Here is a 14256-nt window from a genome sequence, read left to right as displayed (position 1 = left end):
CACTTTCCATGACCCGCCCATAGCGATGGGCGGGAACGGGTGGTTGCACCCGAAGCTCGACAGCTGGGCATGAAGCAGCTGCGATGAGGCCTCAGGAGAAAATCATGAGCGAACCCATGTCCGAACCGAAGCCCGCGACGATTGCGGAGCAGCGAGACGAACGGCTGAAAACGGCAAGTCCGATCCAGCGGCTGCTCAGTCGCCCCGAACTTGGTGCGGTTTCCGGGCTCATTCTCATCACGGCTTTCTTCCTGACTACGGCCAACCCGGCAATGTTCACGGCGGCGGGCATCATGAATTTCATGGCGCCTGCATCGCAACTTGGTATTCTCGCGGTCGCCGCCGCGTTGCTGATGATCGGCGGTGAATTCGACCTTTCCATCGGCTCGATGGTGGCGTTTGCCGGTCTGATTTTTGCTGCGGCGCTTGTCGTCTGGCAATTGCCGCTTGGAGTGGCGATCATTATCACGCTTGTCTTTGCGGCGCTCGTCGGAACGGTCAATGCGCAGATCGTGATCAGGAGCGGCTTGCCGTCCTTCATCGTGACGCTGGCTTTTCTGTTTATCCTGCGTGGCCTGTCGCTTGTCGGCCTCAAATGGGCAACCGGCGGCGCGACGCAGCTTCGCGGCGTCAAGGAAGCAGTCGGCAACAGCGCGCTTGCGGGCTTGTTTTCAGGCGATGCGTTTCAGGGGCTGTTCGCCTGGATGGCCGAGCGCGACCTGATTGCCAAGTTCCCGAATGGCGAACCGACCGTAAAAGGCGTTCCCGTCGAGGTGCTATGGTTTGTCGGTGTGGCGCTGATCGCCACCTATGTTCTGGTGCGCACCCGCTTCGGCAACTGGATTTTCGCAGCGGGCGGCGATGCGCTGGCGGCGCGAAATTCCGGCGTTCCCGTGCGCCGCGTCAAGACCACACTCTTCATATGCACGGCCATGGCCGCAGCGCTGGTCGCCATTCTCACCGTGCTCGATGCCGGATCGACCGATGCGCGGCGCGGTTTCCAGAAGGAGTTTGAAGCGATCATCGCGGCTGTCATCGGCGGGTGCCTGCTGACAGGCGGTTATGGTTCGGCCATTGGTGCTTTCTTTGGCGCAATCATTTTCGGCATGGTGCTGATCGGCCTGACCTACACGCAGATCGATCAGGACTGGTATCTCGTCTTCCTCGGCGGAATGCTGCTGATCGCCGTTCTCTTCAATAATTTCATTCGCAAGCGCGCCACGGGCGAGCGCTGAGCCGGGAGGTTGCCATGACAATGACAACGACGATGCCGACGATTGAAATCCGTAATCTTGTCAAACATTTCGGGCCGGTTATTGCACTGAATGGCGTTTCGTTGAGCGTCGAGCCGGGGCAGGTTCATTGCCTGCTGGGCGACAATGGCGCGGGCAAATCAACGCTGATCAAGACGCTGTCCGGCGTGCACAAGCCGACGAGCGGTGACTTCCTTGTTGAAGGCAAACAGGTTGCGTTCAATAGCCCGCGCGATGCACTCGACCACGGGATCGCGACCGTCTATCAGGATCTGGCGATGATCCCGCTCATGTCGGTGATGCGGAACTTCTTTCTGGGTCGCGAGCCGACCAAGGGGGTTGGCCCGCTGCGCTGGTTCGACACGCAGTTTGCTGAAGACGTGACCCGTGAGGAAATGCGCCGGATCGGCATCGATGTGCGCGATCCACAGCAGGCCGTGGGCACGCTGTCCGGTGGCGAACGACAATGTGTGGCCATTGCCCGCGCTGTTTATTTCGGGGCGAAGATATTGATCCTCGATGAGCCGACCTCCGCGCTCGGTGTTCGCCAGACCGCGATGGTTCTCAAATATATCAATCAGGTGCGCGCGCGGGGTCTGGGTGTGATCTTCATCACGCACAATGTTCGCCATGCCCATGCGGTGGGCGACAAATTCACCGTGCTTAATCGCGGTGTGACGCTTGGCACCCGCACCAAGAGCGAAGTCGATATGGATGAATTGCAGAGCCTGATGGCTGGCGGTCAGGAATTGTCCGACCTGTCAGCCGAATTGGGCGGCAGGGTTTGATCGGGTCTCGGAGTTTGCGATGAGCGAGCAATTGAAAGGCAAGGTTGCTGTCATTACCGGCAGTACACAAGGGCTGGGTGCGGCCACGGCAAAGCTGTTTGCAGAACGTGGCGCCGCCGGTCTGGTTATCTGCGGACGGTCCGTGGAAAAGGGACGGGCGCAGGTCGATCTGCTGGAGAAGATCGACGCGCGCGCGGTCTTCGTTCAGGCCGATCTGGAAAATGTCGAGGATTGCAGAAAGATTTTAGCCGAGGCTGACCGGGCTTTCGGACGTCTCGATATTCTGGTCAATGCGGCGGGACTAACCGACCGCGGAACTATACTGGATACCTCGCCGGAGCTTTTCGATCGGCTGTTTGCTGTCAATACCAGAGCGCCTTTCTTTCTTATTCAGGAGGCCATCAAGCTTTTCCGGCGCGATGGCGTGGAGGGCGCGATTGTCAACATTTCCTCTATGTCGTCGATGGGGGGGCAACCATTCATCGCCGCTTATTGCGCCTCCAAGGGCGCGCTCGACACGTTGACCCGCAATGTTGCCTATTCGGTGCTGCGCAACCGTATCCGCGTCAACTGCCTGAATATCGGCTGGATGGCGACGGACGGTGAAGATCGCATCCAGCGCGAATTTCATGGTGCGCCTGCCAACTGGCTCGATGACGCCGCCAGAGCGCAACCCTTTGGGCGCTTGATCGATCCTGCGGAAGTTGCGCGCGCAATTGCGTTCCTGGCTTCGGAAGAATCGGGGCTGATGACCGGAGCAATCGTCAATTTCGATCAGTCGATCTGGGGCGCCTACGATGGTTCTCCGCACCCACAAGCACCGCTCTGAGTTGCATTACTGTGGCGTTTCTAACGCGATCTACTGAAAAACCACCTGTTTTATTGGGAGTATGCCGAAAAATCAGGCAGCAATCGCCATTCCTGCTTGCGCGCACAATTACAGGTAGTTAGAGCACCTTATTGCCTGTTTGATTCAGGCAGGGTGCTCTAAGCTGTTGTTTTAGCCGTGTTTCTGTAGACCATGATTTTCCGTTTGGTTGCATGATCCTTAGGCTGCGACGGCGGGCACCGACAACCGTTTCAATTGCGCTGAAAGGACGAATATCGTGGAGCAGGCAAAGAACGGGACCGGCAAGGGTGGACGCAAGGCGCTTTGGGCCGCCGTTGCGGTCATCGCGATAGCTGCCGCTGGTCTGACCGGATACAAGATCACGCTTCAGAACACCATCACGTCACAACTGGAAAAGCGTGGCGGCAAGGCTGCTTCCGTCGAAGCCGATTTCCTTGGGCGCATTCATCTGCGCGACGTGACGCTGCCGCTCAAGAACGGTTCTGATGTGCGCATAGGCTCGATCGAAGGCCGTCCGAAATTCCTGTTTCTGACCGGTATGCTAGATGCATCCGACATCAACACGCAGGTCGCCAATTACAAGATCTCCATTCCCCATGTGAAGATCGACGATGCGAGCTTTGATATTTCCACATTGCGCGAAACCTTTGGCAACAGCCAGCTGACCTTGCCGGAGCGCGTCGGTCGCTTCTCGGCCAAGAGCGTCGTCGCACCGGAAATCAATCTGGTTCAGACCATTGCGGGCAACGAGCAGAAAATCGTCTACAAGGACGTGAAGCTCAATGACATCCAGCAAGGCCACGTCGCCAGTTTTTCCGCCGCAAATACGACCTTTGAGTTTGCGTTCGACGCGCCCAAAGAGGACGGCGAAACAGTCCGCGACCAGATGCAGGGCTCAATCGGCCAGACGGAAGGCAAGGACATTGACGGTGTTTATCTGACGCGCCTTTATACGGAAAAGGCCGGACCGGACGACAAGGACGCCAAGCCGGTTTATGGCCCGTTCTCTGCCAAGAATATCGTCATGAAAAGCAGCGAAGCGAGCTTCGGCTACGACGAAATTCGCAGCAATGGTTTCAGCATGCGCATGCCTGCCGAACCGCTTCTGGAAACGGTTCAGAAACTCGAGGCGGTGAAGAACCCCGACGACCTGACGCCCGCAGAACAGCGCGAATTCTTCCTGCGCGTGCTGTCGATCGTCGATATGATTGGCAAGGGCGACATGGAGATGCTCGGCCTCAAGATCGAGCCCGCCGACGGCACCAAGGGCAAGGGCGACATTGCTCAGATTTCGATTGCGTTCGACACCAGCAAGGTGGACGCCACCGTGAAGGGCGTCAATATCGGCAACGGCACCGACTATATGAAAGTCGATGAAGTTTCCATGCAGGGCTTTTCCTGGGCACCGACTATGGAAGCCTTGAAGAAGTTCGCCGCGCTTAGCGATGAAGAGGCCGAAAACTTCCCCTTTACAACGCTTTTGCCTGAATTCGGCACCACGCGCGTTTCCGGTGTCGATGCTGATCTGCCTTATGAACCGGAAGCGGTTGATGATGTGACCGGCGCTGACGAAACCACAGACGATGCGACCGATCAGGAAACCGTCGATGCGGCGGGCGATGATGCAGCCGCCGCGACGGACGATCAGGGTGTCGATATCGCGGGTCCGGCACAGGATTCCACGGAAGAGCCTGCGACCGAAGGCGAAGAGGCGCAGCCGGAAGCTGCTGAAGAAGCAACGGTTCCAGCAGTTCCAGAGCGCATAAAATTCTCCATGAAGAATTACGAAGTCGCGCTCACCAAGCCGCAGAACGGTATCCCGTCCGATATTCGCGTAAGCTATGAGGATATGACGCTTCCGGTTCCGCATGGCAGTGACCAGATTTACGATCACCTGCGCAAGCTTGGCTATGACACGGTGACGATCTCCTCCAACATGGCGATGAACTGGGATGAAGCGAACCAGAATCTCGTCATTTCGGATATTTCCGTCAGCGGCAAGGACATGGGCCGCGTTTCGGTCAATGGCCTGATGGGCGGCTTCACCAAGGAGTTCTTCTCGGGCGACAAGGTGATGACGCAGGTTGCCGCTCTTGGCCTCAAGGCGCGTGAAGTGAAGGTGAAGGTTGAGGAAAAGGGCCTGCTCGCCAAGGCGCTCAAGCTTTATGGGGAAGAAAACGGCATGACGGAGGACGAAGTACGCAGCAACTTCTCCCTGATCGCCGCCGCCTTCCTGCAGGAACTGGCGACTGATCAGCCGAAGCTACAGGACGCGGTTACCGCATTCTCAAACTTCCTCGCCAAGCCGAATATTTTCGAGCTGACGGTCACGTCGAAGGCGGAGAAGGGCATTGGCGCGCTGGATATGATCGCGGCGTCGCAGGACCCGCTGTCGCTGCTCGACAAGGTGAATATCGAAGCCAAGGCCGAGTAAGCCATCTCTCCGGAACCATCGAGAAAAACGCCGGCTGCATCGCAGCCGGCGTTTGCATATGGACCGCCGTTTGAATAGATTTTCGCATCGAAAACGCCTCCAATCTGGAATCAGACACTATGCTGAAAAATATCAATCCGTTGCTGACCGGCTCGCTCCTCTCCATTCTCGCAGATATGGGGCATGGAGACGATCTCGTCATCGTGGACGCAAACTACCCGGCGCAGGCTTCCGGCGTGCACGTGCTGGATTTTCCGGGCATCAGCGCCACGGCCATGGCCGAAGCCGTGTTGTCGGTTCTGCCGCTCGATGATTTTGTCGACATGCCAGCGGCTGTCATGCAGGCGCCGAACGAGACGCCAGCCATCTATGGCGAGTTTGAAGAGGTCATCGCTGTGGCCGAGGGGCGCAAGATCGCCGTCGATCCGGTGGAACGCTTTGCGTTCTACGCCCGCGCCACCGAAGCTTTCGCTGTGATCCGCACCGGCGAGCGCCGGCTTTACGGCAATATCATTTTCAAGAAGGGCGTTATCCGCTCCTGATCGTCGAAGACGAACCAATAAAAAGCCCGGGCCGTTGCGCCCGGGCTTTTGTTTCAGGAATTATTCCTGCGGCTTTTCATTCTGGCCCTTCATTGGACCGTGGGAGCCTTTTTCGCCGCCCTTATGGTGCTGTCCCATGCCGTGACGGCCTCCATGTGGACCTTTGCCACGGCGGTCCATATGGGCAGCGCGCATTTCGCTGCGGTCGAGCTTGCCGTCTTCGTTACGATCCAGCGCGGCGAATTCCTTCTTGCGCTGGTTTTCGATGGCCGTCAGGGTGATGTTACCGTCGCCCTTGACGTCGAGACGACGTTCCAGGCGGTCGGCTTCGCGCTTCACGAAACGCTTGAGCGCCAGCGCTTCAATTTCATCGCGAGACAGGGTGCCGTCGCCATTGGTGTCGGCGGCCTTGAGCTCTTCCATGCGGGAAAACTTTTCCAGATCGATTGGCCCGCGCTTGGTCTTGACGTCCTTATCCTGTGTAGCAGCCGCTTCCGTTGCTGGCTTTGGTGTATTCGCGTTGCTGCTTTCTTGTGCCAGTACAGGACCAGCAAGCATAGTCGATGCGATTACAGCGAGAAGTGCGGTTCTATATTTCATGGTTGCTTGACTCCATTACTCTTTACAGGGCGCCGTCAATTGGCGTGTGAGTAATGTGTGTCTTTTTAGATGAACCGCATATGAATGGGCCAATTAATTATATTTAATGAACTGTAATGTACTCGCGACACGGTGTACGAGGTTGCAGCGAATGCGGACATATCCAGATGAACGATGAGGTTTATGAGGGGAAGATAATCGAAATTTTGATGCGATCGCAGGATCACTTCGTCGCCGTTCGTTACGGTGTCAATCAGCGGAAGCGTTTGTTTTCAAAAGAGAAAATGGTGGGTGATGTAGGGATCGAACCTACGACCCGCTGATTAAGAGTCAGCTGCTCTACCAACTGAGCTAATCACCCACTCGCTTTGCCGAGGCAGCGGCCCCGGTGAAGTGAGCGGGTGTATACCGGTCGATTTTCCAGCTGTCTACCCTCCAATAGAAAAATTTCGAAAAAAACTTGCGTCTTTGTGCAAAAGCCCGGAAATGCGGTGTTTTGGAAAATCCGGCTTTGCACCTTTTCCGGGAATATCGATCATTCATCCGCCAAAGTTGCGATTGCTTGAGCGAATCCCGAAGAATCGAATGCAAAAAGAATCTTGTTTTGATTCATTTTTTTGCTCTTCCAGCGTTGTAAGCGCGCCTGGCCGACTCCATATTCGCGAAATACTGGATTCGTGCTTGCGGATGTGTCCGCGCGGGAGGCGAAACAGGTTACGGCATCGGGGCGTATGCAAACGCTTCAAATGTCGCAGCCATGTCATCATTTTTTGATGCTTGTCTGAGAAGTTAGAGCATATAAATGTCTTGATCAGCGGATATTAAGTCCTCGATCAAAAATCTTCGCTGATCGATCAGCAAAACAAGCTCGAGCAAGGCGCGTCATGCACCGGATAGCCTTTGCGGAGAAAACCGAGGCGGGTAAACCGCTTCAAGATCCGGTTCGCGGCATTTGAGGAAAGCATGGAAAGCATTATCAGCGATCTCGGGCAGTTCATTTCCGATCATCGGGCATGGGCCGGACCTATTGTTGGTATCATTGCCTTCGGCGAATCTCTCGCGATCATTGGAATGTTCATTCCCGCCACCCCGATAATGATTGCCATTGGCGGCCTTGTCGGCGCTGGAATCATCGAGCCGCTGCCGGTTATTATCGGCGCCATCATCGGCGCGGTAATCGGCGATATCATCTCCTATTTCCTCGGCTGGTGGCTGGGCCGTAACATCATTCACAAATGGCCTCTCAATAAACATCGCAGCGGTGTGGCGCGTGCGCGCCTGCTGTTCCGCCGCTATGGCTTTTCTGCCGTCTTCCTCGGTCGTTTTTTCGGGCCGGTTCGCTGCACGGTGCCAATGGTCGCGGGCATGATGTCGATGGACCAGACGCGCTTCCAGACTGCAAACGTGCTGTCGGCACTGGTTTGGGCGCCGCTGATGTTCCTGCCCGGCTGGCTGGCTGGACGTGGCGCGGGCATCTTCGCCAAGATGGATGGCGACCATATGTTCTGGTTCGCCATCGGAATCACCGTGCTGACTCTGATCGTCACGGTCATCGGTGTGCGTTTCTTCAAGGCGCGTCCGCGCCGCGAGCGCAAATCGCGTCGGGTGCAAGTGTCGCCCGCCGAATAGGAATGAGGCAGACGCACTTGCCTGACCGGCGATCGTCTGCATAATAAGAGTGAAGCTGGCAGCGGATCGAAGCTTTTGCCTGCCAGCCTTTTGAATATATTGCGAACAACAACCGTATGTTTCGTATGCCAATTGGTGCCCGAGGTCGGCGAGAAAGCCGATACAGCGCCCTATAAAAGGTTCATCGCGCTTAATGCCCGACGACAGTTCTGACGATTCGTCTTACCGAAGTACCGGTTCCCTCGCGGGAACCTTTCACTTCATAGGCCTGAAGCCTCTCTCCGCCGCTTGTGGATTTTTTCGGCTGGATCGCGATTTTGCGTTCCGGCCCGAAAGCGTTTGCGCCGGTATCTCTGAATTCCGCTTTTTCTGACCCGTTTGGACGCTGTCTTTTTGATTCAGGTCAGCGATCTAAACATTTGTTTGTACTCACATATTGCCCGAAAATAGTCTTCGGGTTGTGTTCTAAAGGAGCCGACATATCATGGACTGGTCCATGGACTGGATTGCCGACCCCAATGCCTGGATAGGTTTGGTGACATTGGTGGTGCTTGAGATCGTTCTCGGCATCGACAATCTCGTCTTTATCGCCATTCTGGCCGATAAATTGCCCCCGCATCAGCGCAATCGCGCCCGCGTCATCGGTCTCGCTCTGGCGCTTCTCATGCGCCTTGTCCTGCTTGCATCGATTTCGTGGATTGTGACGCTGCGCGAACCGCTGATCGAAGTGATGGATATGTCGTTCTCCGGACGTGACATCATCATGTTGATCGGTGGTCTGTTCCTGCTGGCCAAGGGCACGATGGAACTGCACGAACGCCTGGAAGGCGCGCATGGTGCGAAAACCTCCCGTGTCGTCCATGCCGTGTTCTGGCAGGTCATTGTCCAGATTGTCGTCCTCGATGCGGTGTTCTCGCTGGATAGCGTGATTACGGCTGTCGGCATGGTGCAGCATCTGCCGGTGATGATGATCGCCGTCATTATCGCAATCGGCGTCATGATGCTGGCTTCCAAGCCGCTGATGGACTTCGTCAACAAGCATCCGACGGTGGTTATCCTCTGCCTTGGCTTCCTGATGATGATCGGTTTCAGCCTCGTGGTGGAAGGCTTTGGTTTTCACATTCCGAAGGGCTATCTCTATGCGGCCATCGGCTTCTCGGTGTTGATCGAAGCGGCCAATCAGGTCTCGCGCCGCAATCGTGAAAAGCTGGTGACGACCAACGATCTGCGTGAGCGGACGGCGGGCGCGGTTCTGCGCCTGCTCGGCGGCGGGCGCGGCGAGAATCCGCTTTCCGATACTGTTGACGTGATCGCCCAGCAGACAGCTGCCAATGACGTCTTCCTTCCGGAAGAAAAGGAAATGATCCGTGGCGTTCTGGATCTGGCGGATCGCCCGGTGCGTTCGATCATGTCACCGCGCAATGAAATCGAATGGCTCGACATCGATGAAAGCGAAGAGGATTTGCATGAAGCGATTCGCAAGCTTTCGCACTCGCGCGTTGTTGTTGCCCGCCGTCAGGTCGATGAATTTGTCGGCGTCGCTTCGGTTCGCGATCTGCTGCTCGACATGACGGACAAAAAGTCCATCGATTGGGATCAGGTCGTCAAGCAGCCGCTTGTCGTACACGAAAGCGCCAATGTGTTGCGTGTGATGGAGCAGCTGCGTGTCTCACCGGTGCAGCTTGCCGTCGTGGTCGATGAGCATGGCTCATTCGAAGGCGTCGTTACGCCGACCGACGTGCTGGAAGCGATTGCCGGGGAATTTCCCGATGAAGACGAGGAAGCATCTGTTGCCGAATCGGACGGGCAGGGCGGTTATATCGTCGACGGCTTTGTTGATATTCGCCGCCTGAGTGGTCTTCTGGAGCGCGATCTGGTGGATGACAGCGACCGCTATACGACGCTGGCTGGCTACGTGCTCTGGCACCTTGGCCACCTGCCGCTGGGCGGTGAAAGCTTCGTCGCGGATGGCTTCGAATTCAGGATCGACGCCATGAAGGGGCGCAATGTGGACAAGGTCCATATCAAGCCCGTCAATGACTACGAGGTGTAAGCTGGTATGATTTTGCGGGCGGCGGCTTGTCGCTCGCAAAATATTTCACTCTGTTAACTCCGATAAAATAAGTCGGTTATTGACATCTGCGCGGAAGCCTTCAAAATTAACCCATCGTTCATTGTTACGGCGAAAGCGTGTCTGGATTGAAGACGTGCTTTAAGGTCGGAAGCTTTGAGATGGGGACGCGACAACGCGGATAGGAGGCCTGGTTTAATGCAGAACTTGCAGGTGCTGACCACCGGAGTGAAAAACGCCTTCTTGGGCATTCCTGCGTTTTTGGCGCAGCCATGGCGGGAAATGAAATTGAGCGCTGAAGAAATCGCAGCGCGTCGGCGCAGCCGGTTGGAGCGCAGTGAGCATAATTTTCTGTGGTGCTGGCAGCATCGCGGTTTCTGGTAAGATTTTACGCAGAATAAAATATGGGCCGGGGGCGAAAGTCTCCGGCTTTTTTGTTGTGCTGTTTCTGATTTTTGACGCTTGAAGGAATAATTTTCTAACGCGCTTAGGCCGCTTGGGCGCATGTTCCAAGGACTCCGCAGAAAGTAGTTTATTGATTTAAATCAATGATTTAGGTTGATTTTGAATCACCTTTCGGTAGATTTTCTTTCCAAGTTCAATCGTCTGTATGAACGCTTTGCAGGTGCAGGGCGGTGGGGATGGGTCTAATGCGAAAAATTTTTCTCTATGCGGCTGTCGCGCTCGGTCTGGGCGCAGCGCCGGTCAAGGCTGAAGAGCCGAAGGAAATCCTGAACGTTTCCTACGATATCGCCCGCGAGCTTTATGAGCAGGTCAACAAGGCGTTCATCGCCGACTGGAAGACGAAGACCGGTGATGAGCTGACCGTCAACCAGTCGCATGCCGGTTCGTCCAAGCAGGCCCGCTCCATTCTGGAAGGCCTTGAAGCCGATGTGGTGACTTTCAATCAGGTGACCGATGTGCAGGTTCTGCACGACAAGGGCGATCTGATTCCGGCGGACTGGCAGAAGCGCCTGCCGAACAATTCGTCGCCTTATTACTCGTTTCCGGCGTTTCTGGTGCGTGCGGGCAACCCGAAAAACATCAAGAACTGGGATGATCTGGCCCGCGACGATGTGAAGGTGGTTTTCCCGAATCCGAAGACCTCGGGCAATGCGCGCTATACCTATCTGGCGGCGACCGCCTATGCGAAGGAAGCCTTCAACAACGATGACGCCAAGGTGCGTGAATTCGTCGGCAAGATCTTCAAGAATGTACCGGTTTTCGACACGGGCGGTCGTGGCGCGACGACGACCTTTGCCGAGCGCGGTATCGGCGATGTGCTTGTTACATTTGAAGCGGAAACCCGTGGCACGCAAAAGCAGCTCGGTGCGGATAAATACGACGTTGTCGTTCCGCAAGTCAGCCTTTTGGCCGAATTCCCGGTCACGGTCGTAGACAAGGTGGTGGACAAGCGCGGCTCGCGCAAGATCGCGCAAGCCTATCTGAACTATCTCTATGCGCCGGAAGGTCAGGAGATTCTCGCGCAGAACTTCAACCGCGTGCATGACAAGGCGGTCATCGAAAAGCATAAGGATATCTATCCCGATGTGCGTCTCGTGACGGTCGAGGATGTCTTCGGCGGCTGGGACAAGTTGCAGAAAGAGCATTTTGCCGAAGGCGGCGTGCTTGATCAGCTCTTCACCAAGAAGTAAGCGGTTATTTAGCTCATATGCAGGAGCGTGCGGCGACGTGCGCTCCTGCCGTCATATGGAATGATTCAGTGTCGCTTCTCAGCATGAAACGCAATTCGGTGTTGCCGGGGTTCGGTCTGACCCTCGGCTGCACTTTGTTTTATCTGACGGTTATCGTGGCTCTGCCATTGCTTGCCATGATCATGAAGACTGCGAGCCTCGGCTGGAGCGATTTCTGGTCCATCGTCACCTCCGACCGCGCGCTGGCCACCTATCGCATCACGCTCGGCACTGCGGCACTGGCAACCGTGTTCAATGGTCTGTTCGGGCTGCTGCTGGCATGGGTTCTGACGCGATATGAGTTTCCCGGCAAGCGTCTGATGGATGCGGCCGTCGATCTGCCTTTTGCGCTGCCCACGGCAATTGCGGGTCTGGCACTGGTGACGGTCTTTGCACAGAACGGCTGGTTCGGCCAGTTTCTGGAACCGCTCGGCATCAAGGTCGCCTATGCGCCGCTCGGTATTTCCATCGCCATGGCGTTCACCAGCATTCCCTTTGTCATCCGCACGGTGCAGCCGGTGCTGGAAGATATGAGCGCCGATGTCGAGGAAGCCGCGCGCAGCCTCGGCGCAAAGCCATGGCAGATTTTCGCCCATATCATCTGGCCGACGATCTTCCCGGCCTTTCTAGCGGGCGCATCGCTGTCGTTTGCGCGCAGCCTCGGCGAGTTCGGTTCCATTGTTTTCATTTCCGGCAATCTGCCATTCGAAACGGAAGTGACATCGCTTCTGATCTTCATCCGGCTCGACGAATATGATTATCCAGCAGCGGCAGCGCTGGCCTTCGTCATGCTGGTTACAGCATTCCTGATGCTGCTCATCACCAATCTCATTCAGGCAAGGCAGCTTCGTTATGCAGAGCGCTAGTGTGGCGCGCAACGCGCCGGGGGCCGTTCGCAGCCTGTTGATCTGGCTGGCCAGCATTCTGTCCATCCTGTGCATCGGCGCGCCGCTGGCGGTCATTTTCGCTTATGCGTTCAGCAAGGGCGCGGGCGCGTTCTTTGGCGAAATCCTGAAGCCCGATACGCTGCATGCGATCTGGCTGACTGTGCTGGTCGCCATCGTGGTCGTGCCGATCAATATGGCGTTCGGCGTCTGTGTCGCCTGGCTGGTGACGAAGTTTCGTTTTCCGGGACGCAGGCTGCTGATTACCTTTGTCGAGATTCCCTTCTCCGTCTCGCCGATTGTGGCGGGCGTGACCTATCTCTTCCTCTATGGCTCGCAGGGCCTGCTCGGACCTTTGCTTGAAAGCTATGATCTGAAGATCATGTTCACGGTCCCGGCGATCTTTCTGGTTAGTCTGTTCGTGACCTCGCCCTTCGTGGCGCGGGAATTGATACCGCTGATGGAAGTGCAAGGCAGCGACGAGGAAGAAGCGGCGATGACGCTCGGCGCCAATGGCTGGCAGACATTCTTCTATGTCACGCTTCCCAATATCAAATGGGCGCTGCTCTATGGTGCGGTGTTGTGCAATGCGCGTGTGATGGGCGAATTTGGCGCGACCTCGGTGGTTTCCGGCGCTATTCGCGGCAAGACGAACACTTTGCCGTTGCAGGTGGAGCTACTGTTCAATGACTATAATGTCGCCGGCGCCTTTGCTGCGGCTTCCACACTCGCATTGATTGCCGTTCTGACGCTGGTTTTGAAATTCCTGCTGGAGCGCAAGCAACACGCTTGATGCCGTGCGTCCGAAAGGACGCACGGCGCGCGAGCGGTCAGGCGGCCAGTTGGGCAGCTTGGGAGGATGCTGCTGTTTGTGGCTCCCTTTGCAGGGAAGAGGCGAGAATGACGCCTTCCGGCCAGCGGCTGAACCCGCTCGCGACATTGATGTGACCGGCATGGCCAAGGTCGACGAAGCCCGAACCCCAGACATTCGCCAATGCCTCTGCCTTGGCAAAGCGCATATAATCGTCATTGCGGCTGGCGACGACGATGGACGGGAAACCCAGCTCATGGCGCGGCAACGGCGCGAAGCTCTGGAAGCGGTTGTCCCTGGAGGCCATGGTTTCCGCATCAGCCGGGGCGACCAGAAGTGCGCCTGCTACGTGGGCAGCAGCCGGACGGCTTGCCAGATGGGCAACCAGCACACAGCCGAGGCTATGGGCAACCAGAACCGCGCCGGGATTTTCGGCCAGTTTTGCTTCGAGCGCATGCATCCAGTCGGATAGCACTGGATAATGCCAGTCGTCCTGTTCAACCAGTAATGCTGACGGATCGTCATGCAACCATTGGCGCTGCCAGTGGCCTGCTTCCGATCCCTTGTAGCCGGGGATGATAAGTGTCGCAGGCATGCGTTGTTTCCTTTTCAAGCAATTGCAGCAAAAGTGCAAAACGGTTTTGCGTTCGCAATTGCGATAGAGATCAGAGCCTTGGGAGGGCTTTTCTGTTTCGCTTTT

General features: G+C 56.4%; 13 protein-coding genes and 1 tRNA gene. 11 read left to right on the top strand and 3 right to left on the bottom strand.

All coding sequences use genetic code 11. The annotated features are described in order from the left end of the window. Window positions 1-104: 104 nt before the first annotated feature. The 5 genes from D8666_RS03890 (at window position 105) to D8666_RS03870 (ending at window position 5867) form a co-directional block, all read left to right on the top strand. Window positions 105-1235, top strand: coding sequence for an ABC transporter permease (locus D8666_RS03890; protein ID WP_109369350.1), 1131 nt, complete (start codon window positions 105-107; stop codon window positions 1233-1235). A 20-nt stretch (window positions 1236-1255) separates the two neighbouring features. Continuing rightward, the gene (locus tag D8666_RS03885) at window positions 1256-2041 is read left to right on the top strand and encodes an ATP-binding cassette domain-containing protein (protein ID WP_371830792.1); all 786 of its coding nucleotides are present in this window, start codon (window positions 1256-1258) and stop codon (window positions 2039-2041) included. Window positions 2042-2060: 19 nt separating this feature from the next. Then, the gene (locus tag D8666_RS03880) at window positions 2061-2870 is read left to right on the top strand and encodes an SDR family oxidoreductase (RefSeq protein ID WP_109369348.1); all 810 of its coding nucleotides are present in this window, start codon (window positions 2061-2063) and stop codon (window positions 2868-2870) included. Between the two features lie 277 nt (window positions 2871-3147). Next, on the top strand, window positions 3148-5325 hold the full coding sequence (locus D8666_RS03875; protein WP_109369347.1) for an aq_1923 C-terminal domain: 2178 nt from the start codon (window positions 3148-3150) through the stop codon (window positions 5323-5325). 119 nt (window positions 5326-5444) lie between these two features. Beyond that, a complete protein-coding gene (locus D8666_RS03870; RefSeq protein WP_121536350.1) occupies window positions 5445-5867 on the top strand; it encodes an RbsD/FucU family protein in 423 nt (140 codons plus the stop codon). A gap of 60 nt (window positions 5868-5927) precedes the next feature. Here the strand turns inward: D8666_RS03870 and D8666_RS03865 are convergent, their stop codons facing one another. Next, a complete protein-coding gene (locus D8666_RS03865) occupies window positions 5928-6467 on the bottom strand; it encodes an EF-hand domain-containing protein (RefSeq protein ID WP_109369345.1) in 540 nt (179 codons plus the stop codon). Window positions 6468-6752: 285 nt separating this feature from the next. After that, window positions 6753-6828: transfer RNA gene (locus tag D8666_RS03860), tRNA-Lys, on the bottom strand. Between the two features lie 602 nt (window positions 6829-7430). Here D8666_RS03860 and D8666_RS03855 point away from each other — a divergent pair. From D8666_RS03855 to cysW, 6 genes are all read left to right on the top strand, one after another. Next, a complete protein-coding gene (locus D8666_RS03855; RefSeq protein ID WP_109369313.1) occupies window positions 7431-8096 on the top strand; it encodes a DedA family protein in 666 nt (221 codons plus the stop codon). Window positions 8097-8580: 484 nt separating this feature from the next. Continuing rightward, window positions 8581-10149: a TerC family protein gene (locus D8666_RS03850; RefSeq protein WP_109369312.1), complete on the top strand. Its 1569-nt coding sequence runs from the start codon at window positions 8581-8583 to the stop codon at window positions 10147-10149. Between the two features lie 216 nt (window positions 10150-10365). Beyond that, complete coding sequence (locus D8666_RS24330; protein ID WP_109369311.1) at window positions 10366-10551, top strand: hypothetical protein; 186 nt, start codon at window positions 10366-10368, stop codon at window positions 10549-10551. A gap of 266 nt (window positions 10552-10817) precedes the next feature. Continuing rightward, a complete protein-coding gene (locus tag D8666_RS03840; protein ID WP_109369310.1) occupies window positions 10818-11822 on the top strand; it encodes a sulfate ABC transporter substrate-binding protein in 1005 nt (334 codons plus the stop codon). Between the two features lie 83 nt (window positions 11823-11905). Continuing rightward, window positions 11906-12727: a sulfate ABC transporter permease subunit CysT gene (gene cysT, locus D8666_RS03835; RefSeq protein ID WP_109370257.1), complete on the top strand. Its 822-nt coding sequence runs from the start codon at window positions 11906-11908 to the stop codon at window positions 12725-12727. Continuing rightward, window positions 12714-13538: a sulfate ABC transporter permease subunit CysW gene (gene cysW, locus D8666_RS03830; protein WP_109369309.1), complete on the top strand. Its 825-nt coding sequence runs from the start codon at window positions 12714-12716 to the stop codon at window positions 13536-13538. The genes cysT and cysW overlap by 14 nt, the downstream gene beginning before the upstream one ends. 37 nt (window positions 13539-13575) lie before the next feature. On the opposite strand, the gene D8666_RS03825 is transcribed toward cysW, so the two are convergent. After that, complete coding sequence (locus tag D8666_RS03825; RefSeq protein ID WP_109369308.1) at window positions 13576-14151, bottom strand: alpha/beta hydrolase; 576 nt, start codon at window positions 14149-14151, stop codon at window positions 13576-13578. Window positions 14152-14256 lie beyond the last annotated feature (105 nt).

This window comes from Ochrobactrum soli (assembly GCF_003664555.1).
GTDB classification, from domain to species: domain Bacteria; phylum Pseudomonadota; class Alphaproteobacteria; order Rhizobiales; family Rhizobiaceae; genus Brucella; species Brucella teleogrylli.
The sequence above is the reverse complement of the archived record's forward strand: the minus strand, read 5'-3'. Positions and strand labels throughout refer to the sequence as shown.